Below are 21090 nucleotides of genomic sequence, written 5' to 3' on the forward strand. Positions count from 1 at the left end.
AAGTTTGTTACTGCTTTGCTGTTAAGCAGTCTATCCTATAGTCGACTTTTAATTCACATATATTACACCCATTAACTCAATTTGCTCTAACAAGAAGCTCTATTTTTACAACTATTCTGTCAGCGTAGAGTTCAAATTAGCTCTATTAAATTTTTATCAATTTTTAAACACTGGCCAGGAAATAGCTATTTCCTCTGGTTTCTTCTCATTTTGCATGCAATTCGTTGAATATAAACGAGCTAAAGGAAATAATGTAATTCCTGAACGAAATAAATTAGATTCAATTAAAGGCGCTTTTTTAACAATATCTGTCAACTGTTCAGCATTTAACGGTTGATTGAGAGATGCTTTTTTAAACGCTAATGCTAATGCCACTATTTTTTTATGATAATTTTCAGCCTTCTTTCCAAGGTTTGCCAGTACTTTTAAATCCTCGGCCATTTCTTGTGCCAGTCCTCCTTCGATTAATAAATGATTTTCGGGGGATACACCAAGAATATCCTGTAATGTCTTCTGATGTTTATTTAACGATGGTGTCTTTAAAATTTGCTTCACCCTTGCTTCAATATTTTCTCTCGAAGCAAATAAAGGATGCCCTTCAATCATGGTGTTTTTTTGAATGTCCTCATCGCGCAGTTTTCTTATTGCCTGACCAATCATTAAAGCATACTTAACAGGCACCTCAACTGGATAGCAATTTCCCTCTTCATCGTAGTAGTCTAAAACTATACGAACTTTTTCTACTTTTGTATGATCTTGTTCAAAACGGAATGCCTTGAGTTTTCCCCATAGAGCTTCTTTAATTTCTACCCCATCTACTCTAAGAGGTGGAGGCGCTATATCATTTCTCTGTTTGGTTTTAATGAGGTATACATTAACAATGGTGGGAATTAAGCGATTTTCTTCACGCTGTGAGACAAATTGTACATCTTCCAAAGCGGCGTTATACCCAATTTCTTCATAACTTTCCCTGACTGCGCACTCTTTCGTACTATTATCATAAGAAAGATGCAGTTCTTCATGAGATTTAAAATGACCAGTATGCTTTGCTTTAATTGTTTTATAAGCCTCTTGCATTGGAATATCTTTTAACATTAATTCTTCAGCTTCATCCATATCATCAGAGGAAACTAACGCAATACCCTTTTCCCCACCTTTACATGGTTTGGGATGCATATAACCTTCGGGTAATTTCCAATAATCAGGAATACCAGTTTGTCTTAAAACATCGGTTGTTAATCGTCTATCTCGTCGCTGATTGTAAACCAATGCAACAAAAAGCTCATTAAAGGCATTTCTATGAACGATTACATTAGAGGCTCCGGCAGCTAACCAGGAGTAAGGATGAACTTGCACACTATATCGAGACTCGTGAGTTTCAACAGCTTTACTAATGGTGTCTTTGCAGGTTTGTCCAAACATGTTTGTTTTATTAGTGAAACGAACTACTAATGCTTCTTGTATATCTTCAGGAAGCGCTGTGCTTAAAAATTCCACTAAATTTCGAACAGGCTTTAAGCTACTGCCACTATCAGCCCATAAAGAAGCTAAAACCGCTTGTTCTTTTTCATCTAATGATGCGCGAATTAATGCATTGAAATGCACCTTAGGAGCATTATTTTGAATTTTCTGACAATATTCCAAAACTGTCTGACTATTTTTTGCATCTTTAACTCTTGTTGGCACTACGATGACATCTTGCTTTAACATTCGTGATATATGTTGCTCGACACTTCCAAGAGTTTCTTGTTCATCCAGTTCAATTTCTAATATTTCTGATTTATTTTTTTCAACCCAATAGCTAATTACAATTTTCATTATTACCACAGACAATCTATTAAATTTATTAAACAGGCATAAAATGCGATCAAAATTCGCCACCCATCAATTTTTAATCATTACAATAACTCACTTACCGGATCTAAGCTAGAAAAATGGTTTATTCTCATTTGAAGGGGGCATTTTAATCAAGTGAGTCTAACTAACTCATTAATGCCGTTGCGCGGAATCGAACCGCGGTCCTATGGATTACGAATCCCGCTCTATACTATAAATGGCAAACATACACCATTAATAACAATAAAAAAATCAATCAGTTAAATCATTATGATAGTTGGGGTTATCGCAGTAAATTGCCTTTTCTTGCCACCTAGTGCCACTAAACCACTCCCTAGAAATATAACTAAATATAACCTATAATAACCATATAAAGAATAATAACAATGGTTTTAAATGATGTCGTACACGTTGCTCATCAAAAAACAGGCTAAGAAAGCACTGCAAAGTGTACCACAACCCGATAAAACCAGAATAACTGAAAAGATTGTGTTATTGGGAAAAAATCCAGATAACCCAATTTTGGATATTAAAAAACTACAGGGCGAACCCTATTTTCGCCTGCGTGTTGGATCATGGCGAATTATTTTTGATAGAGATGATCAGGTGAAGATTATCTCCATTGAAAAAATCAAACCACGTGGAGGTGTTTACAAATGAACCTGCAAACAATTAAATCACTTGATGGCAAAGTGGAGTATGTTTTATTGCCTGTTGCTGCTTATAAAGCCCTGCGCCATCAGATTACTGAGCAATTAAGACATACACAGAACAATGAAGACTATGAAGTTTTTGATCCTGCTGATTACGTGGATAATCCAGTAGCATTGGCTCGAATCCAAGCAGGACTCACTCAAGAAGAACTAGCCAAGCTGATGACTGTAACTCAGGCTTATATTAGTAAAATTGAGAATCAAGAAAACGTGTCTGTAAAATTATTGAATAAAGTTCACGAGGCTTTGAAGGGATGATAACCTTAGGTTCAATCACCATTTAATTATGCCCAAATAGCAATGGCAGCAAGAGCAATGGACGAGATAAAAATGGAATCACAACGGTCATATCGAGTAGCGATTCTTCTCCAGTGCTTGAAATTGAATTAGTTTCAAGGACATCCTGTTACTGTAATGGAGATTGGCTTATGACGTTTACACTGTCTTTCGAGGAAAACCCAAACCAAGAAGATATCCAGGTTTTAATCCGCGGTATTACTGACTACGCCAAGCAACAAAGAGGATTTGACTCCCTGGATTTTTTTGCATTCTTTATTCGCGATGAAAATAATACTATTGTAGGTGGCTGTAATGGCGGAACACTTTATGGCGGTTTACATATAGATAGTCTTTGGGTAACTGATATTATTAGAAACATCAGTGTTTTATTTTCTCCGTAAAGAGTTTTTTACAGACTCACTCAGGTATTTTAAAATCAGATCAAATAGAAATACGTGCTTTTGAGAAACAAGATATCTCTCTGATAGTCAATGAATTTGCCCGCCATCAGTGGCCTAAGCCCCAATCAACGTTTGATCTTTACTGGCATGAACAAAATACTAATCATAGGGTTATGTGGGTTGCCTTCCTTAATGGGCCTTATTTTAGATAGTACGGAATTTCATGATTACCCTATAAATGCAGTTGAAGAGGCACTCCGATTTGTAGAAAAACATGCCATGCAAAGTATAAATATGAGGGGATTAGACATCAAAAATCATGGAGCGCCCCTGTTAAAGCAATTAGAGAGGCCATCATTAATGCAGTGGTACATGCAGATTATAGCCAACTTGGAACACCTATTCGCATTGCTATTTTCGATGATCGCATTGAAATTGAGAATCCAGGATTATTAAGGTTTGGTCTGACCATTCCTGATATAAAACAGGGAATATCAAAACTAAGAAATCGTATTATCGGACGTATTTTTCACGCGATTGGATTAATTGAGCGTTGGGGAAGCGGGATTCAACGGATTATTAGCTCTTGCCAAGAAGGTGGTTTTCCTGAACCCAAGTTTGAAGAAATTGCGACCCACTTTAGAGTAACTATGGCCTGCCCACAAGTAAAATTGCTACACTAATCAAACTATCAGTGAGAGCCACCCGAACTAGGCTATTAAAATTGATTGAGTTAGGGCTTGTAACCGAAATTGCTTCCAGTCCGCAAGATCCTCATCGTCTTTACTTTTTCAACTCTGAATAAATCAATACTATGCATGATACAGAGAAATTATCTGAGGAATCAATTATGGCGATACGTTTTGAGAATCTAAGTTTACAGCACATTGACATTGTTTTTGGTTGGCTTGCAGAGCCTTTTGTTCAGGAGTTTTGGGATAATACGCAAAGTCATAAAGACGATATTTTAAATTTTGTTAATGGCAGAAAAGAACCTTCAAATTATTGTGATGGCAAGTATATTTATTGGATAGCAAGCTGTGAGGGTCATCCCTTCGCAATGCTCATGACGATCCAGGAAACAGTAGAAGATCATCTTGATGACATTAAATTGAACTATCTTTCAAAAACAGGCCATACTTATGGTATCGATTACATGATCGGTAATAAAAATTATTTTGGCAAAGGCCATGGTGCCAAAACATTATCAGAGTTCCTTGATTTTTTCCGAAAAGAGTTCGATGTATCAGCAGATACATTCATAATCGACCCTGCTAGCGATAACCCTAAGGCAAAAAATGTCTACATGAAGGCAGGCTTTGAGCACGTTGCTGATTTTGTAATGTCTGGTGATGCTTCTGGTGCTGGTAAACCACATCATTTATTGATTAGACGATTTCCGTCTGTTACAACCGGTTAACCTTAGCTCATTAAAATTATTAAAGATAACCATGATAAAAATAGAATTTCTGAAAAACCATTCACAATCTATACCAAAGATTGCAAACATGATATGCCTCTTACCTATATTGCGCTATATAAAGCTGTGGCATTTATCAAAAAAAAGGGTTTAAAATTTATGGCACAGAACCTAATGACCTCAAAATTGGAGATAAGTTTTTTGATGAGTATTTGATGATATTAGATTTAACAGGAGCACCTATGAAAAAGCTTGATACTTATCTCGGCCTTTGTACGGAAGTTTATGATTTAAGCAAACCGAATCCACCTGAAGATGCGTATGCCTTTTATCGCGATTATGTAATGAGAGCCAACGGTTCTATTTTAGAACCAATGTGTGGGACAGGCCGTTTTTTACTGCCCTTACTGGAGGAAGGATTTAATGTACATGGCTTTGATGCAAGTAAGCATATGCTTAATGCCTTAAGCGCTAAAGCCAAGGCTAAAAATCTAGAGGCCACGATATGGAAAGGTTTTGTTGAAGATTTAAAGAGGCCTGAACAATATAATTTGATTTTTATTCCCAGCGGTTCTTTTGGTTTAATTATTGACCCAGGTGCCGTGAAAGCAGCGCTTAAAGTATTTTATGATCACTTAGCTAACGATGGTATTTTACTATTTGAAGGGGATACGCATAAAGCCGTTCCAGCACTTAATGTATGGAGAGGATCTGCCTGGCATAAACCTGACGGCCAGATGATTATGCTAAGCCAATTAGCAACTATGAAAGGTAATGTTTGCAATTCTATCGGTAAATATGAACTTGTTAATAACAACAGCGTTATTCATACAGAGATTGAAGAATTGAAAGTAAGAATTTACGACCCTCAAGAATTGATAAAACTGCTTAAAAATTGTGGATTTAAAGTTCGGGCAATCAAAACTTTTGATAGTTCAGCTGCACCAGATGAAAATGATGAAGCTGTTGTTTATGAATGCAGAAAATTAGAGTTATGATGTCAGGATACAAAAGCGATGTTAATAAGCTTAATCTTAAAGAAGAAGAAATTATCAGATATTTAGAGGATGTAAACTGTATTAGATCATCTAGAAAGTATGCCTGTACCCTTGGTTCCCTCTGAGTCATCATGTCAGGGAACCGCTACAACTCAATACTATCAAGGAGGTTCTCTGTGTTCTCCTGGTTCCCCGCAAATATTTACAGATCAAGTGGACTCCGATTTGGAAAAAACTACGAATATTAATGCAATAAAACCCTGTATGAGTGTGGTATCGTCCCCCATTTTGTACCTGTGGCTTTTATAAGTTTTCGGGTAATCATAAGAGAAATATTATGGGTAAAAAGACTAAATATGAATCAAAAATAGACAAGATTGAAAAAGATAAAATCGAAGAAAAAAGGAAAGCAGCAACTACAGAGTTCTACCTGCATAGCCGTGGTCATGCAACGATGGCACTTAGCAAATTACATGGTAGTGGATTTGATAGTGTTACTGTGTTTGAGCAATTATCTAGGAGTGTGGATCGAGTCCTTAATAATGATACTAATGAAATTGAAGCCATGCTTATGACACAAGCTAAAAGCCTTGAGTATGTGTTTTATGATGCATTAACTAAACTACCTGATTCGAGTATGGAACGTGCTGAGGTCTGCGCAAGCATTGCTCTAAAGGCTCAAGCTGGTTGTAGAAAAACGTTAATGGCATTGGCTGAACTAAAACACCCCCGTCGAACCACCACTATAATAAAACAACAAAATAATGCGGTTACTCAACAAGTAAACAATAATGTAAAATCTGAATTATGCGAAATTGAAAATAATAAAAAAATTGCAAACGAACTGAATGTTAAGGTCGCTTATGAAACGAAGGTCATGGACATCGGAACAACGATTGCAACAGGCACAGCGAATACGGCAGCAGAAACCATGGAGATACTCGACGGGTCCTAAAACGTTAGAGGGTAAAGCTATTTCTCAAAAGAATAGCCTTAAACATGGTGCAAGATGCAAAGAAATTAGGGATATACAACATCAACTAGTGAAATGGAAAAGAGAATTAAAAGAATTAATCAGTTATGTTTAACAAACTGCTTGATCGCCTCAGCTAAGTCATCTTCTTCCGCATAGAAAAAGGCGGTGGGAACAGATAATACTTCAGCAAGCTTTTTTAGTGTTAAAAAATCAGGGGTATGTTTGCCTGTTTCATACTGATTGATTCTAGGGCTAGCCGAAAACCGGTCAATTCCTGCTGCAATACCCAACTCTTTTTGTGAAAGTTTTGCTGCAAGCCTTGCTTCTTTTAGCCTCTTGGGTAATGGGGAAATAACCATGTCTACTCAGTTTGCTCGAATATTTAATCGCCAAACTAAGAGAATCTTAATTTTTTGCTTGACACGATACTAAGGATTTCTTAGTATACGCCTTCTGTGATTAATATATGATCACCAGGTTAATTTGTTATCACCCGACAAGTAATTTTTCTTTACTTGAAAACAACAATAAGAATTCGGCTCTGTAACTCATATTTTTATAATGAGGCTGTCATGAAAGCAAAATTTTTATTGTTGGGATTGTGTTGTTTCTCTTTATTACCCATAACTGCAAGTTACGCAAAACGCGGCTACTCCTATTCGTATAAAACTCCAAGGTATGGTTCTTCTTATGGCAGAACGCATACTGTCAGACCCTACGTAAAAAGAGATGGGACCTTCGTTCAAGGACATCGATCTGGTAATCCGAGATCGGGTGTGCATTGTCGCAATAACCTTTGTTATTAAGCTTTCAGGCCGGATAATCCCATGAAGAAATTTTTATTGACTGCCTTTTTGATGGTATTATTAAAGAATCTAACAGAATAAGTGATTATATACAGGCAATAGAACTCAAATAAAAATTTATAGTACCTTAAGGTAGGAGAAGTGCTGTGAAACAGGATTTTAAAGGTTTTTATTTTAAAATAAAAATTGTTTTAATTTGATGATAATGAATCATTTTTAAATACGTTAAGCTATAAATTGTCAGATGACTATTTGGTTAGTATATACAGCGATCCCTACAAAGCATTAGAAGAAATAATATCGACTTACAAAGAAAATATGATATCTAACTCATCTGATTTTTTAATTGAATTAGAAGATGAGGATAACGATAAAAATTATTTCTCTGTCGATTTTTCTAAGATAAAAGCAATAGATAAAAGTCCCGTTAAAAATAGCATAATTAGTGTTGCTATTGTGGATTATTCTATTCCATTAATGAATGGTATAGAATTCTGCGAAAAGATTGCACATCTTCCCATTCTTAAAATAATGCTCACGGGGCATGCTGATTTTAAAATTGCTGTAGATGCATTTAACAAAGGTATTATAGATAGATTTCTAGTTAAAGATACTCCTAATATGCTTGATGAAATAGTTGAAAGTATTAAGTTCATGCAAAATCAATTTTTTGAAAAGCAATCTTACCCATTATTGAATTGTTTGTCTGCCACTAAAGAAACACTTATCACCTCATCAGAGTATGGTGATCATCTGAAATCGATAATTAATCAATTAAATGCCAAAGAGTATTATATGCTAAATGCTCTAGGAAATTACTTGCTGATCACGCAAAGTGGAGCTCGTTATTATTTTATAGTATTGCTGGACAAGCAATTGGAAGAATTTATTGATATCGCAACAGACGCAAAAGCTAATCAAGAATTAATTAGCAAAATGATTAATAGAACGCATGCTCCTATTTTCATTGAAGACGATGACTACAAATTGCCTGTATCTGAATGGAATTTTATTTTGCGCCCAATACAGAAAATGAAAAACTACTATTATTGTATTTTTCAAAGAACTAATTGAATATATATCGACTCTGACCTAGCCTAGGAAACAATATCAAAGGTAAAATCTGTGCAAAACATCTCTTCAATAAGGGTTTATCTTGCAACAGGCTATTCTAAAGATTGGTTTAAAAATATGCCTTGGGAAAGAGCCTTCTTTTTATTAACATGAATACCCAGTGAGAGAGAAAAATCAAAGCATGACTTTTGAATCGATTGTGATCATTAATTGTATGACAAAATCAGTATCAAGCATCCTATTTTTGTATACTTGAGATATTCATAGTAAAATGGCTGTTATCATTTAAACGGAAAGTTCAATATGCAATCAAGAGAAAAATTAAACACTTATGATTTAACTGCAAAAATATCAGAAAATACTACTGTTTTTCCTGGTGATCCAGAATATAAATCAGAACTAGTGAACTCTCTATCTACAGGCTCTGCATTTAACTTATGTTGTTTACATATAGGAAACCACACAGGAACACATATTGATTTCCCAGCTCACGTGTTAGAGGGTGGAAAATCAAGTTCAGATTATTCGATACAAGACTTCATTGGTTCGTGTTTGATCATCGAAGTGCCAAACCAAGAAAAATCAATTACAAAGTCTTTCGTAAAAAAACAAGAAATACTACAAAATGATTTTGTTTTTTTTAAAACCTCTAACTCAAATCTTTCAAAACGGGGCAATTTTACAGATAAATATGTTTTTATTGAACCAGAAGCCGCGGAAGAGCTTTTAAAAAAAGGCGTTCGAATTGTTGGTATTGATTATATCAGTGTCGATCAATATGAAGCGGAATCGCTACCTGTTCACAAATCATTATTATCAAATAATGTCCTAATCGTTGAAGGGTTAGAATTAAACAATGTTCCTTTAGGTAGATGTAAAGTATATATTATGCCATTAAATATTGAAAATATGGATGGATTGCCAGCTAGAATTATCGCTGAGTTTAAACCGTAAAATTAACATGAAGAAAATTAATTACGCAAGATACCAGCTTGAGTTCCCTTGCCTTTGCGGCAAGCGTAGCTGTATTTGATGAAAAATTGCTCAAACAAGGGGTTGAGCTTGTTAATTACCAAATGATGCACTACCCTATCCCTGAAATCAACAGTAAATATTTCACGCTTTACAGACTTGTCGATTATAAAGGCCATAGACTTACCCAGTTGATACGTGCCCTCGTTAATTTCACACCAAAGCGCAATTAATTGGCTTTCGTAATCTAACTCAAATGCCAGAGCATTCATGGTATTGCGTTTATTCTTGCGGCAATCAGCGTAGGCCTCGAATAGCTCAGCCAAATCAATACCCCCTTCTGTTTGCGCTAAATAATTGGAATGCATAGTAGCCTGCCTGGTCTTGTGGTTCGAAAAAACCGACCATTTCAAATAAAATGGCCGGTTCTTGTTTTTTTTGTCTTATTTAAAACCCCGAACACAACGAACACTAAAGGTATTAGTCTTGGTGTTGTTGTTCTGGTTGCCGTTGTTGAAGTTCTGATTCCACGCATTGGTGGCATTGTTCTCAGAAGAGCTCCAGCATATCAGGATAGTTTTTCATCAGAGAACAGCGTTGCTCCCTGATATGAATAAACTACTTTAATAAACAAGCAGTCACCCCGCGCTTTTAAATAAAACATGCGCGCTCACAAGCATCGTAACGCTTATTATTGTAACTTATTGATTTTATTGATGCCGTTGCGCGGAATCGAACCGCGGACCTCCTGATTACGAATCAATTGCTCTACCGACTGAGCTACAACGGCGATGGGGTGAAGGTACAACTTTTTGCTTGCCTAATCAATAGTCTGACCAACCTGTCATTTATTTTTGGTTATACAAAACTACTCCTAAAGTCCAATCTCCTCCTTGATTATCAGGCATATAACCAATTTTTTGCTGAGATGATAAGCCATAACCCTCTACTATTAGCGCATAATAATAAGAGGGAAAGAGACAATAGGCATAAAGAAAATCATTGGCAGGATATTGTGCACTTAAATCGGTCCATTGTTGCTGACAAATCTGTGTTTCTGCTTGATCGAGTAGCGCTTGATTAGTAAACTGATTGGCTTCAAAGTGAAAAGGCGGACTTTTTGTAAGCTCGGCTACTCCCCCCAAAACAAACCACCGCTCAATAGGGTTTATCTTTAAAGCAGGTTGTACTACATCGTTAACATGGTGAACCGCATTGATCAAGACAGCGATTTCTCCTTCACAACGATAGGCATCTCCCGTTGCTGGCACACCCGTAGATAACTCATAATTTTGAGAAAAACAGGACGTTACGTCAAGAAACTGGTGGGAAAGTTCATTTTGTCCCAGCCCCAGGAAACTATGCGTAAATAATTTCAAATGTCGCCCATACAGATCAAGTTCTTGTATATCAGCATGATTTATTGCTTCTGTATTTTCCATGGGAAAAGTCACTTGAACAGAAGCACCTCCCATATCCATTACGCCCAGACTGTTTTTATCATTATTGCTGAATGCACCCAGTTGATAATTCACGGCAAGCCAGCCAAATACCCCCTCTTCCCTTCCAGTAATTGTCCTGGCACTTCTCAGTTGCCATTGAGACTGACCTGCAAACCAGTTTTTGAGAAGAGCATAACGTTGTGCCTGTTTAGCTTGAGGCAATAAACGCATTCCTGCCGTTGCATAAAAATAAACCGGTAAATGATCAGCAGGAGCGTCTGCAAACAAAATTGTTAAATAAGCATCGAGAGTTGCCTGGTTTGTTTCCAAAGTAGCAAACCCCGGCTTTACCTTTTTTGACCATAGTTCTTTAATATTAATCGGCGTATTGGTTTTATCAAGATCGTAGGTATAAATATGCAGACGGGAACCTGTACTACCTGCATCAACGACACTTACACATTGATGTTGCCGACAATCAATAGCCTCTGCATTAAGGGTAAAACTGGCAAAAAAGAAAAAAAGACAACTTAAACGAGTTAAGGTCGACAGCATATTGATGTTCCGAATAAAATGTGTCGATAATACATACTGTTCATTTTGTTGTCAAATAATGTTTATGTAATTGATGACTTATAACAGTGGGGCACAGGCGGCAAATCTTGACCAAGCTTCACTGTGATCATCCCGCAATTCATGGTGTTATAAACAATAATCTGCTGCTCATTTAAATGATTTAACGTTTGTTGGTGCGGAAAATGATAACGATTATCAAAACCAGCCGAAATAATTGCGTATTTTGGCGCTACCTCCTTAAGAAAATCAATCGATGAAGAGGTTTTACTACCATGATGAGGTATAAGTAAAATCTCGGAACGAAGGTTGGTTCCATAAGTAGTTATCAGGTAATCTTCGGCTTTTTTTTCTATATCACCAGTTAACAGAATTCGTCCGCCCGCATTTTTTATTCGCAAAATACAGGAGTTATTATTTTTATCTTTGAATGATTCACTAATTGGCAGAAATTCAAAAAAAACGCCATCCCATTGCCAGGGAGGATAATAATGACAGGATTTACCGCGATGATAGAAAGCAACTTTATCAACCAGCAGCTCTTCTATGCGATATTTTTCTTCAAGTGACGCCAACCCTCCACGGTGATCCAGATCAGGATGACTGATAATCACCTTATCCAGTTTCTTAATACCTAGTGTATTCAGAAAAGGAATAATGGCCAGTTTCGCCATATCTCCTCCCTGATAAAATTTCATACCTGTATCATAAATCAGGGTATGTTTTGCAGTGTTGACGACAATCGCTAAACCCTGACCAACATCCAGTATATTAATTTCTGCTTCACCTGAATCAGGTCGAGAATGGCCGGGAAAAATAGCCGCTAAAGCTAACACCATAGTGGCCGGGAAAATAGCTTTAACCGGTAGAAAGAGAAGAAGAAACATGGCTAACATAAGTGCTAAGGGTGATAATAATTCCGTGAAGGAAAAATTAAGATTAACTAAAGCAAACGAATCAACCCAATGCAAATAGCGTAACAAGTATTGAATTGCCAGGTTAACGGGAAATAAAAGAGGTGGCCAAGCCCAAACCTGGACTAAAAACAAACTGATTAAAGCAAGAGGTACAATGACAAAACCAACCAGCGGAATGGCTAACAAATTGGCTATCAACCCATTCACAGCGCCATAAGAAAACCAATATAAAGTAAGTGGCATTAGACCCAATAAACAAGCAAGCTGAAGACAGATGGTTTTTTTGATTGCATTCCCGGTTATCCTCTTTCCTGTCAGAATCAATAGCGATACGGCAATAAATGATAAATAAAAACCAGGTAATAATACGGCATGAGGTTCATAAATCAGGACGATAAACAGACCATAACGCCATATCTGCCACACAGTGAGGCGATAACTCATAAAATGTCGCAGTGACAAGAAAAAATAAGCGAATAAGGCACGCTGTGCCGGGGCAGCAAAACCGGCTAATAAGGCATAGAAAAGTGCCATTAAAATGCCAGCAATTCCAGCAATTTGTAATGAGGGAAAAATTAAACATAAGCGGCTAAAACGAGTCCATAACCACTTCATTAACCAGTAGCTAAATCCTGCAATTAAACCAATATGGGCACCTGAAATAACCATCAGATGCATTGTCCCTGTACGACGAAATAAATCCCATTGTTTTTTATCAATATTAGAGGTAACTCCCAAAGTCAGTGCCTGCAAAATGCCTAACTCCTCTGTCGCAGGTATTAACTGATTTAACGTTAAAGCCAGCCTTTCACGAAAGGCAAGCAATCTTTGGGAATGCGTGTTTTCACCCAACTTAAGCGAACCTCGCTTGATATATCCAGTCCAGCGAATATGACGCGCTTTTAACCATCCCACGTAATCAAAACTGCCAGGATTTGCCAGATTTTCAGATTTTTTTAATTTCACAGCAAGACGCCAATACTCACCGACTTTAAAAATAGGACAATGCTGATAGCAGGATAATAAAAAAGTTGCCTTTATATCCTGATCATTTAAACGTTTGGCTAAAAATTGAAATTGCGTTTTTTCCGAATTGCCCGTAGGAATTGAAACTACCGTACCCACCAATGTCGCATTGGAAATAATACGCGTATCCGGCATGTTTTTATCGAAAACCCAGAGCTGATGCAATGATGCCCAAACACAGGCTGCCACAAACCAAACAATAATCAGTCGGCTTGCTTTTAAAAACAAAGCGATGACAACAAACAACAAAGGATAGAATGATGTTGTATAGACAAAAACTATCCCTGCAAAAAAACAGAGAATTTCCATAATAGTGGGTTGGACAAGACACTAAACGCGTTACTTTATTATAAATTAACCTTCTAGACAATTTATAATAACCTCTAGTAATATCAAACAGATTACACTAGGATAAATTAATCTCCGGTGAAAAGGACTTTCTCTCATGATTATTGCCGCTTTGAATGAAAGCAATGCGAATGAATCCCGTGTCGCCCTGACGCCTAATGCGGTAAAGCACTATATAAAACTTGGGCTTGAAGTAATTTGTGAAAAAGAGGCCGGTAAAGCGTCTGGCTTTAATGACCATGATTACGAGCTGGCAGGAGCTACAATTACCGACCGTAAATCACTTCTGTCAAAAGCGAATATATTACTTTGCGTCAATGAACCCGCGTCAACAGACATACAGGGGTTGGCTCCACAGTCGCTGATTGTTGCTCCTGTTGACAATGAAAAAAATAATGAATTACTGGCCTGGTGTCTCAAAGAAAAAATTGCTGTTTTTTCCATGAACCAGATTCCTCGCATTAGCCGTGCACAAAGTATGGATAGTTTATCATCGCAAGCAAACCTGGCAGGTTATCGAGCGATTCTTGAAGGTGTCATTCATTTTAATCGAGCCATCCCCATGATGATGACAGCAGCCGGTATGATTCAACCGGCTAAAATACTTGTTCTTGGTGCAGGCGTTGCTGGTTTACAGGCTATTGCTACCGCTAAACGGTTAGGTGCTGTGGTTTATGCCTTTGATGTTCGTCAGGCTGCCAGGGAACAAGTAGAAAGTTTGGGTGCTGAATTTATCGAAGTCAGTGACAATGAAAACAGCGAAACCAGTGGAGGTTACGCGAGAGAAACAAGCGAGGAATACAAACGTTTACAGGCGGAGCTTATCGACAAATTTGCCAAACAGGCGGACATTATTATTTGCACTGCATTAATTCCCGGTAAAAAAGCGCCGGTACTCATTACTCAATCAACAGTCGAACAGATGAAATCCGGTGCAGTTATTGTCGATTTAGCCACTGCACGCGGCGGTAACTGCGAATTAAGCCAACGCGATAAAATTATTAAAGAAGGGAACGTCACGTTGATAGGTTATAGCAACATGGCCGGATTAATACCCGCTACCGCCAGCGATCTTTATGCAAATAATCTGGTACACCTCCTGACTTTGCTGGCTCCTTCTTCCGGCAGTCTCTCTTTTAACAAGGAAGATGAAATCATTAAACAGGCTTTACTTTGCCATGACGGCGCCTACCTGCCTTTTCAAACCATAAAAGAGAAAGAACATGACTAGTATCAATACATTAAGTAATCCTTATATTGCGATTCTGACTATTTTTGTGTTGGCCTGTTTTGTCGGTTACTATGTCGTATGGAAAGTTACCCCCGCTTTACACACCCCTCTTATGTCTGTGACCAACGCTATCTCCAGTATTATTATACTGGGTGCGCTCATAGCAGCAGGAAGTCAGTTAACCGGTTGCCCCACCGTTTTAGGGGGCGTTGCGATTTTTATTACGGCGATTAATATTTTTGGTGGGTTTGTAGTAACACAACGGATGTTAAGTATGTATAAGAAATAATGATTTTTTGTGAACGGTCAATGACATCCACTTAAGGCAATTTTCATTACCTGCTTCCCCGCTTGTCCGCGGGACCCAGAATTGACCTACGTTCTGGATTCCACGGACAAGCCCTGGAACGTAGGCATTCCTCTTAAGTTGATGCCGTTAGGTGAATAGTTACAATTCCAAAGGATGGAAATTTATGACTTTATCAGTGCCTTTTTTGTACCTTGTTGCAGCCATCTGTTTTATTCTCGCCCTTAAGGGACTAGCCAGCCCTGCTACTGCAAGACGAGGTAATTTACTAGGTGTCGCGGGCATGGCGGTCGCTATTATTTCCACCTTAATGATGCCTTCCATTAATCATCATGTACTGTTAATTGCCTTAATCGCCGCAGGGGGTGTTATAGGTACTTTTATAGCGCTGAAAATTAATATGACCGCCATCCCTCAATTAGTAGCAGGATTTCATTCCTTAGTTGGTTTAGCTGCTGTTTTGGTTGCTTTTTGTGCTTTTTTATCGCCTCATTCATTTGGTATTGGTTCACCTGGCGCGATTGAATCCAGCAGTCTGATTGAAATGAGCCTTGGCCTTGCCATTGGTGCTATTACGTTTTCCGGTTCAATTATTGCTTTTTTAAAACTACAGGGGTGGATGTCAGGTCAACCTCTACGCTTTCCGGGTCAGAAATTAATTAACCTGCTTTTGGGTTTAACTATTATTAGTATATTGATCATTTTTGTTTATAATCAATCGCTTACTCTATTTAGTTTACTGGCTTTACTCTCTTTCCTGATAGGATTATTACTTATTGTACCTATTGGCGGCGCTGATATGCCTGTTGTGATTTCAATGCTGAATTCCTATTCCGGATGGGCCGCAGCAGGCATTGGCTTTACTTTAAATAATCATTTATTAGTTATTACAGGCGCATTGGTCGGTGCAAGCGGCGCTATCTTAAGTTATATCATGTGTGTGAGTATGAATCGCTCCATTATTAACGTAATTTTTGGTGGAATTCAAGGAAACGAGACCACAAGTACCGGAAATCCCCGTACAGGCCAGCAAATCAGGCAAGCCAATGGTGAAGATGCCGCTTTTTTATTAAATAATGCCAAAGATGTTATTATTATACCGGGTTATGGTATGGCTGTTGCGCACGCACAACATGCCGTTAAGGAATTATTCGATGCGCTGGAATCCCGTTCCATTCGAGTTCGCTTTGCGATTCATCCCGTTGCAGGTCGTATGCCAGGACATATGAATGTGTTATTAGCCGAAGCCAATATTCCTTATGATCGGGTTTTTGAGCAAAGTGAAATTAATCGTGATTTTGCCACCTGTGACGTTGCCTTTGTGATTGGTGCTAACGACATTACCAACCCGGCAGCCAAAACAGATCCTGGTTCACCTATCTATGGTATGCCCATTCTGGAAGTTGAAAAGGCCAAAACCATTTTATTTGTAAAACGCAGCCTTGCAGCAGGCTATGCAGGTGTTGAAAATGACTTATTTTATCATGACAATACTTACATGCTATTTGGCGATGCCAAGATTATGACTGAATCAATTGCAAAAGCATTCAATGAAATGTAATTGAATAGAATAATCCAGATGTCTTTGTCCCACGGTTTCTGGCCTTCATAGTATTTGCTATCTATATAAAATAACGATATCTTATCTGCGTTTCTATTTCAGGAGATTTTTTATGTGGCGAAAACTTGGCTATAGTCTGCTTCTTGCGGGCGCGATATTTAATACACCTGCTTCAGCGATGACTTATACTCTGGCACCTCAAATGCGTATTGATTATGACCTGCTTCCTAATGTGTCTATAGAAGTTATTAACCTTGCTCCGTGGACAATTAGAGCAAAATGTACCTTCACACTTCAAGACCCAAGTGATGATATCTCGATTGAGATGCTTAACAGTACAGGGAAAATTAATGACCAACCGGTGGCTAAAGGGGACACTATAATACTTACCATTCATCCTCAAGATAAAATGGTGATAAGTGCAGATAAAGGTACTAAAGTAAAATTAACCAATTTAGGCCAAAGCATAGTTAAGACGAGTTGTTCCACTTATTAATCAATTGAGAGTGAAACCTGTGCTGTAAGCGTTCACGGGATATGCAAATTTTCTCTTCCAGACTTTGTTCCATGACTTGTCTTTCCCGCGCAGGCGCTGAGTGATCTTCTCATTTTTTTTGTTTTATTGTTAAACACCTTTTCAATTATTTTTAGGTCATTCCCGTGAAAACGGGAATCTATTTCTCAAATTACACGGTTGTTCTGATTGAAAGACAGATCCCCCGCCTTCGCGGGGGATGACAAAAATAAAATCATAGGGATTAAAATAATTTCAAATAAATTAAACAAAAAAAATGAGAAGATCACTCAGCGCCTGCGCGGAAAAGACATTGACGTTATATACTTCTTAATTACTTATTCCGTGAACACTTACCCTATGCTTAATGGTTGAGGCCATTAAGCATACTTTTTTCCTTATCTTCCCATCTGATTTTGTTTATTCGGCTGAGCGTTGGCGATAGTTTCCTGTTCTTCTTTAATCGCTTTGGAGTAAGTCTCCCCCCTTGACTGCCAAAATCTGAAGGATTTTCCTTGTACAGCAGACACAATACCCAACACAGCCAGGCCAGGCAAGATACCCGTTAATAGAATACTTAAACCTATTACAAAACGTTTCCAGGACGAATCACGATGTTTTGTAATCTGTTTATTTTTTTCATTAAGAGTCTGGAAGAAATTGGACATTCGTTGATAATGTGATGGCTGCTCTGGCTCAAGTAATTTTTCATAAAGAGTCGTCACCGCATCAAATTTTTCTTTTAACGCAACCTCATCTGAAAAATCCAATCTATTGACGTGAGTTTTTACCTTAGCAATATTGGCGATGTTATCGGATAAATTAATTTTTAAACTTTTCTTTTCTTTAATTTCTTTCCATAAATCTCTCAAATATTTTTCAGTCGATGGTAATAATTTTTCTTCAATCAAAATCAAGCACCTGGCTTCATTAATATTTCGATGATCACGCAATAAATTTTCATATCGTCCCTGCAGATCCTGAGCATGCTGTACTTTATTATAAATTTCCTGATCTTTTAGACGAAGTGTCTCATCCATTACCTTTAGTTGTCGCCTCTGCCCTTCAAGTTGTAAATCCTTGGTTCTACTATTTTGCTCTCTATTATCCAGTTCCTTTCGGTGAGCATCAAGCTCCAAATTTTTCTCTATAAGTTCTTGTTGCAACGCCTCAATTTTCTTAATATTTCTACTTTCCTGAATCTGATTCTTTTCTTCCAACTGTTTAATCGTCTGTTCATAGATACATTTCTGCTGTTGAAACTGCAATTCATTCTGATTAATTTTGTATTCCATATTAACTAATTCCCTTCGCTGTACATCCAATGCCAAATCTTTCTCTTCTAATGCTTTAACTGCTTGCTCATGCTTAATCTCTAATGGATTAATTACGCCCATTCCCATAGCCAGACCTTTAATCTGTTTATATAATTCCTGATTTTCATTTCCAAATAATTCGTTAACCTTTTCCAAAGATAGTTTCTTCTCCATCATGTAACGTGCTGCAGAATGAATTAATAACACTTGTTTTTCCTGCAATTTTTCTTTCATCTTTTCATGCGGTAATTTTGTATTAAATTCAATAAAATTGTCTAACAACTTAATAAAATCACCTAATCTCTGATAAACATCCAGCCATTCACGAAATTTGCTTGCTGATTCTGAAGCAGTTTCATTGTCCAATGCCTCATACATAGCTATACCAAAATGATTGACATACTCTGCCAAACTCAAGTCTTCAAGAACGCTACTGTCTTGAAGTTGACTATATATTGTCCGGAATTTTTCATAATGATCGGTAATTAATTGTTGAACTGTTTCCGAAGATGAACCTTTTTCCTTTAAAACTGCTGCTTCCTGACGTAAACTGATCTCTATTTCTTGCAAGCTTGCCAGACTCTGATCGTTAATATCTTTCAGCTTCCCAATTTCAGCTAATAACTTATCTAAATGATAAAAAGTATTTTCTTTACTAAAAATATGGGCACTACGCTGAATTAAACTATCCTGTTTTGCTTTAAGTGCGTTACGCAATCCTTCTTTCAATTTTTCATTAATAGAAATGGCCAATGTGTTTTCTTCGTCTTCGGCCACTTTAGAAAAGTGATTTAAAGTATCTCTGACAGCTTGAAACAACACCCTTCTTTCTTCCACATCTACCAATTGATCTTGAAGATAAGTCTGACTAACTTGTTCAATAAGAATATTTAAACCTTCAGATATTAGCTCAATTCCTTCTTCTTTTTCCAAAAGAGCAACAATAGGATTTTGAAGGAACGAATCAGTTACACTATATTGGTGGGCCACAGACTGATTTTTTTGTATCTTATAATGCTTACATATAGTTAATAAATGTGTTGTAGACTGCTTAATCACTCCAGCAAGTGTCAGGTTTTCTTCATGTAATCCCATCTTATTACTCAAAAAAAGTCTGGCATGCTCCGCATTTAACAATTTACCGCCAGGTAATGCAGGCAAAATTTGTTGAAGAAAGGTATCGTTATGCGCTTGGAAGTGAATAATTCTATCATTAACTCGCTGTCCAATTAACGCTTTAAAACCTTGTTCTTGACCAAGCACAGCATAGCTTGTGTCATTAAAATAGCGGTAAGCCTCCCGATTTTCCATGATATGATCATAGGTTTGCAAATATTGAGCTTTCAATACCGCTTTATATTTTTTAGAGGAGCCGGAAACTTCAATCAAAGGTTTGACTAATGCCAACAAATCCGCACTGCCAGAAAGCGCCTCGCTTTTTTTAAAATTAACCTGATTTCTTTGTAAAAAATCAATCAATTTCAAAATTAACAAATCTTGTACATGAACGGTAGTACCCTTATCCTTTGGAACAGCATTTCCTTGTTGATCCTTGGCATTACCTGAACCCGTTCCATGGTGACCAGGAAGGCTATTTAATTTGAAATGTGTGTCAGGGGACTCTTTGGGAACAATGGCTTTAAAACAGCGAGAACGCTCATTTTCATAAACATATTGCTCATACTCTTTAACTATGGCCGGCACATGATAAAAACGCCCGTCAACCCATCTGACAGGCGCGCCCTGAAATCGTCCGCCAGGCACCGGATCGATATTGAACATTGAAAGTTTTACATCTTGAATATTTTTCGCAATAGTAGAGAAATCAAGAGTAGCTAACTGATCGGCTATACCCCCTTCTCGCGAGTCTGTCTTCATGGCTGTTTGAGTATTTTCGCATGGGCTGTTCTTAATAAGATCCTTTCGTTTTCCTGGCAATGGTTCTTCTTTACAAATCTTTTGAATACGTTCAAGTTCATGAGCCACCAGAATAGCTTCAACTGCACCTCGACTATGAGCCATCATGTTAATTTGTGTTTCCCCACGTCCAACAGCTTTTAAAATGGCCAAAACACCTCTGGCAATCCGATCACCAACTTCGCTGCCCAATGTTTTTGGACCATCAATCAAACATTGTGTATCCCGATACAAGTGGACAGGATCTATCTCAACCTCCAGATCATTACCCGCAATAAGCCGCGAGACAAAACTAAGAGTTTCCCCTCGATCATAATGATCTTCTGATTTAGGATCAGGTGTATATTGAGTATCAGTACCTAATAAAGTCAAGGTGAATGCCATAACAGCTTCCTGGGCAAAAAATTATGGCGAAATTATAAACAAAGTTCCTTAAGAAAAAATTAATGAAAATTAGTGGAAT

20 protein-coding genes, 1 tRNA gene and 1 pseudogene are annotated in these 21090 nt (G+C 37.5%); 14 read left to right on the forward strand and 8 right to left on the reverse strand.

Annotation, left to right across the window (positions count from 1 at the left end; translation table 11 throughout):
* Positions 1-156: 156 nt before the first annotated feature.
* Entirely contained in the window at positions 157-1818 is a 1662-nt protein-coding gene (locus tag T345_RS0112845) for an NUDIX hydrolase (RefSeq protein ID WP_131777801.1), read from the reverse strand.
* 414 nt (positions 1819-2232) lie between these two features.
* Between T345_RS0112845 and T345_RS0112850 the strand changes: the two genes are divergently transcribed.
* Complete coding sequence (locus tag T345_RS0112850; RefSeq protein ID WP_051555272.1) at positions 2233-2496, forward strand: type II toxin-antitoxin system RelE family toxin; 264 nt, start codon at positions 2233-2235, stop codon at positions 2494-2496.
* Positions 2493-2807 (forward strand): helix-turn-helix domain-containing protein, encoded by a 315-nt coding sequence (locus T345_RS0112855; RefSeq protein WP_028389652.1) that lies wholly within the window; start codon positions 2493-2495, stop codon positions 2805-2807. Before T345_RS0112850 ends, T345_RS0112855 begins: the two co-directional genes overlap by 4 nt.
* Before the next feature lie 26 nt (positions 2808-2833).
* Here T345_RS0112855 and T345_RS15490 read toward each other — a convergent pair.
* Positions 2834-2926 (reverse strand): annotated as a pseudogene (locus T345_RS15490) (IS5/IS1182 family transposase); the annotation flags it as partial.
* Between the two features lie 51 nt (positions 2927-2977).
* Between T345_RS15490 and T345_RS14400 the strand changes: the two are divergent.
* The 5 genes from T345_RS14400 to T345_RS0112885 all read left to right on the forward strand — a co-directional run bounded on the left by T345_RS14400 (position 2978) and on the right by T345_RS0112885 (position 6602).
* Positions 2978-3229, forward strand: a complete 252-nt coding sequence (locus T345_RS14400; protein WP_051555273.1) for a hypothetical protein — start codon at positions 2978-2980, stop codon at positions 3227-3229.
* 365 nt (positions 3230-3594) lie between these two features.
* On the forward strand, positions 3595-3912 hold the full coding sequence (locus tag T345_RS14405; RefSeq protein WP_051555274.1) for an ATP-binding protein: 318 nt from the start codon (positions 3595-3597) through the stop codon (positions 3910-3912).
* A 167-nt stretch (positions 3913-4079) separates the two neighbouring features.
* A complete protein-coding gene (locus T345_RS0112870; protein ID WP_028389653.1) occupies positions 4080-4649 on the forward strand; it encodes a GNAT family N-acetyltransferase in 570 nt (189 codons plus the stop codon).
* A gap of 242 nt (positions 4650-4891) precedes the next feature.
* Positions 4892-5647, forward strand: coding sequence for a class I SAM-dependent methyltransferase (locus T345_RS0112880; protein WP_028389654.1), 756 nt, complete (start codon positions 4892-4894; stop codon positions 5645-5647).
* A gap of 337 nt (positions 5648-5984) precedes the next feature.
* Positions 5985-6602 (forward strand): hypothetical protein, encoded by a 618-nt coding sequence (locus T345_RS0112885; protein ID WP_028389655.1) that lies wholly within the window; start codon positions 5985-5987, stop codon positions 6600-6602.
* Between the two features lie 119 nt (positions 6603-6721).
* Here T345_RS0112885 and T345_RS0112890 read toward each other — a convergent pair whose 3' ends face one another.
* Positions 6722-6982, reverse strand: a complete 261-nt coding sequence (locus tag T345_RS0112890) for a helix-turn-helix domain-containing protein (protein ID WP_028389656.1) — start codon at positions 6980-6982, stop codon at positions 6722-6724.
* Between the two features lie 684 nt (positions 6983-7666).
* On the opposite strand from T345_RS0112890, the gene T345_RS0112895 reads away from it, so the two are divergent.
* Complete coding sequence (locus tag T345_RS0112895) at positions 7667-8503, forward strand: response regulator (protein ID WP_131777802.1); 837 nt, start codon at positions 7667-7669, stop codon at positions 8501-8503.
* A 303-nt stretch (positions 8504-8806) separates the two neighbouring features.
* Positions 8807-9457 (forward strand): cyclase family protein, encoded by a 651-nt coding sequence (locus T345_RS0112900; protein WP_028389658.1) that lies wholly within the window; start codon positions 8807-8809, stop codon positions 9455-9457.
* A 17-nt stretch (positions 9458-9474) separates the two neighbouring features.
* On the opposite strand, the gene T345_RS0112905 is transcribed toward T345_RS0112900, so the two are convergent.
* Positions 9475-9843, reverse strand: a complete 369-nt coding sequence (locus T345_RS0112905; protein WP_028389659.1) for a reverse transcriptase family protein — start codon at positions 9841-9843, stop codon at positions 9475-9477.
* On the opposite strand from T345_RS0112905, the gene T345_RS15265 reads away from it, so the two are divergent.
* Positions 9838-10083, forward strand: coding sequence for a hypothetical protein (locus T345_RS15265; protein WP_028389660.1), 246 nt, complete (start codon positions 9838-9840; stop codon positions 10081-10083). The genes T345_RS0112905 and T345_RS15265 overlap by 6 nt on opposite strands.
* 109 nt (positions 10084-10192) lie before the next feature.
* On the opposite strand, the gene T345_RS0112915 is transcribed toward T345_RS15265, so the two are convergent.
* From T345_RS0112915 to T345_RS0112925, 3 genes are all read right to left on the reverse strand, one after another.
* Positions 10193-10265: transfer RNA gene (locus T345_RS0112915), tRNA-Thr, on the reverse strand.
* A gap of 58 nt (positions 10266-10323) precedes the next feature.
* Positions 10324-11472: an acetate and sugar kinases/Hsc70/actin family protein gene (locus T345_RS0112920; RefSeq protein ID WP_028389661.1), complete on the reverse strand. Its 1149-nt coding sequence runs from the start codon at positions 11470-11472 to the stop codon at positions 10324-10326.
* 62 nt (positions 11473-11534) lie between these two features.
* Positions 11535-13742: a DNA internalization-related competence protein ComEC/Rec2 gene (locus T345_RS0112925; RefSeq protein ID WP_028389662.1), complete on the reverse strand. Its 2208-nt coding sequence runs from the start codon at positions 13740-13742 to the stop codon at positions 11535-11537.
* Between the two features lie 136 nt (positions 13743-13878).
* Between T345_RS0112925 and T345_RS0112930 the strand changes: the two genes are divergently transcribed.
* The 4 genes from T345_RS0112930 to T345_RS0112945 all read left to right on the forward strand — a co-directional run bounded on the left by T345_RS0112930 (position 13879) and on the right by T345_RS0112945 (position 17376).
* Positions 13879-15012, forward strand: coding sequence for a Re/Si-specific NAD(P)(+) transhydrogenase subunit alpha (locus T345_RS0112930; RefSeq protein ID WP_028389663.1), 1134 nt, complete (start codon positions 13879-13881; stop codon positions 15010-15012).
* Positions 15005-15301, forward strand: a complete 297-nt coding sequence (locus tag T345_RS0112935; protein ID WP_028389664.1) for a proton-translocating transhydrogenase family protein — start codon at positions 15005-15007, stop codon at positions 15299-15301. Before T345_RS0112930 ends, T345_RS0112935 begins: the two co-directional genes overlap by 8 nt.
* A 184-nt stretch (positions 15302-15485) precedes the next feature.
* Positions 15486-16880, forward strand: a complete 1395-nt coding sequence (locus T345_RS0112940; protein ID WP_028389665.1) for an NAD(P)(+) transhydrogenase (Re/Si-specific) subunit beta — start codon at positions 15486-15488, stop codon at positions 16878-16880.
* 112 nt (positions 16881-16992) lie between these two features.
* Positions 16993-17376 (forward strand): hypothetical protein, encoded by a 384-nt coding sequence (locus T345_RS0112945; protein ID WP_028389666.1) that lies wholly within the window; start codon positions 16993-16995, stop codon positions 17374-17376.
* A gap of 416 nt (positions 17377-17792) precedes the next feature.
* Here the strand turns inward: T345_RS0112945 and T345_RS0112950 are convergent, their stop codons facing one another.
* Entirely contained in the window at positions 17793-21011 is a 3219-nt protein-coding gene (locus T345_RS0112950) for a synaptonemal complex protein 1 (RefSeq protein WP_028389667.1), read from the reverse strand.
* Between the last annotated feature and the right edge of the window lie 79 nt (positions 21012-21090).

The organism is Legionella fairfieldensis ATCC 49588, assembly GCF_000621525.1.
GTDB lineage: Bacteria > Pseudomonadota > Gammaproteobacteria > Legionellales > Legionellaceae > Tatlockia > Tatlockia fairfieldensis.

Bases quoted from the DNA above. Each gene is read 5' to 3' on its own strand.
- T345_RS0112945 (WP_028389666.1), top strand. From the start codon at position 16,993: ATGTGGCGAAAACTTGGCTATAGTCTGCTTCTTGCGGGCGCGATATTT.
- T345_RS0112935 (WP_028389664.1), top strand. From the start codon at position 15,005: ATGACTAGTATCAATACATTAAGTAATCCTTATATTGCGATTCTGACT.
- T345_RS0112870 (WP_028389653.1), top strand. From the start codon at position 4,080: ATGGCGATACGTTTTGAGAATCTAAGTTTACAGCACATTGACATTGTT.
- T345_RS0112900 (WP_028389658.1), top strand. From the start codon at position 8,807: ATGCAATCAAGAGAAAAATTAAACACTTATGATTTAACTGCAAAAATA.
- T345_RS0112930 (WP_028389663.1), top strand. From the start codon at position 13,879: ATGATTATTGCCGCTTTGAATGAAAGCAATGCGAATGAATCCCGTGTC.
- T345_RS0112845 (WP_131777801.1), bottom strand. From the start codon at position 1,818: ATGAAAATTGTAATTAGCTATTGGGTTGAAAAAAATAAATCAGAAATA.
- T345_RS0112850 (WP_051555272.1), top strand. From the start codon at position 2,233: ATGATGTCGTACACGTTGCTCATCAAAAAACAGGCTAAGAAAGCACTG.
- T345_RS0112940 (WP_028389665.1), top strand. From the start codon at position 15,486: ATGACTTTATCAGTGCCTTTTTTGTACCTTGTTGCAGCCATCTGTTTT.
- T345_RS0112855 (WP_028389652.1), top strand. From the start codon at position 2,493: ATGAACCTGCAAACAATTAAATCACTTGATGGCAAAGTGGAGTATGTT.
- T345_RS0112920 (WP_028389661.1), bottom strand. From the start codon at position 11,472: ATGCTGTCGACCTTAACTCGTTTAAGTTGTCTTTTTTTCTTTTTTGCC.
- T345_RS14400 (WP_051555273.1), top strand. From the start codon at position 2,978: ATGACGTTTACACTGTCTTTCGAGGAAAACCCAAACCAAGAAGATATC.
- T345_RS0112925 (WP_028389662.1), bottom strand. From the start codon at position 13,742: ATGGAAATTCTCTGTTTTTTTGCAGGGATAGTTTTTGTCTATACAACA.
- T345_RS0112905 (WP_028389659.1), bottom strand. From the start codon at position 9,843: ATGCATTCCAATTATTTAGCGCAAACAGAAGGGGGTATTGATTTGGCT.
- T345_RS15265 (WP_028389660.1), top strand. From the start codon at position 9,838: ATGCATAGTAGCCTGCCTGGTCTTGTGGTTCGAAAAAACCGACCATTT.
- T345_RS0112880 (WP_028389654.1), top strand. From the start codon at position 4,892: ATGAAAAAGCTTGATACTTATCTCGGCCTTTGTACGGAAGTTTATGAT.
- T345_RS0112890 (WP_028389656.1), bottom strand. From the start codon at position 6,982: ATGGTTATTTCCCCATTACCCAAGAGGCTAAAAGAAGCAAGGCTTGCA.
- T345_RS0112885 (WP_028389655.1), top strand. From the start codon at position 5,985: ATGGGTAAAAAGACTAAATATGAATCAAAAATAGACAAGATTGAAAAA.
- T345_RS0112950 (WP_028389667.1), bottom strand. From the start codon at position 21,011: ATGGCATTCACCTTGACTTTATTAGGTACTGATACTCAATATACACCT.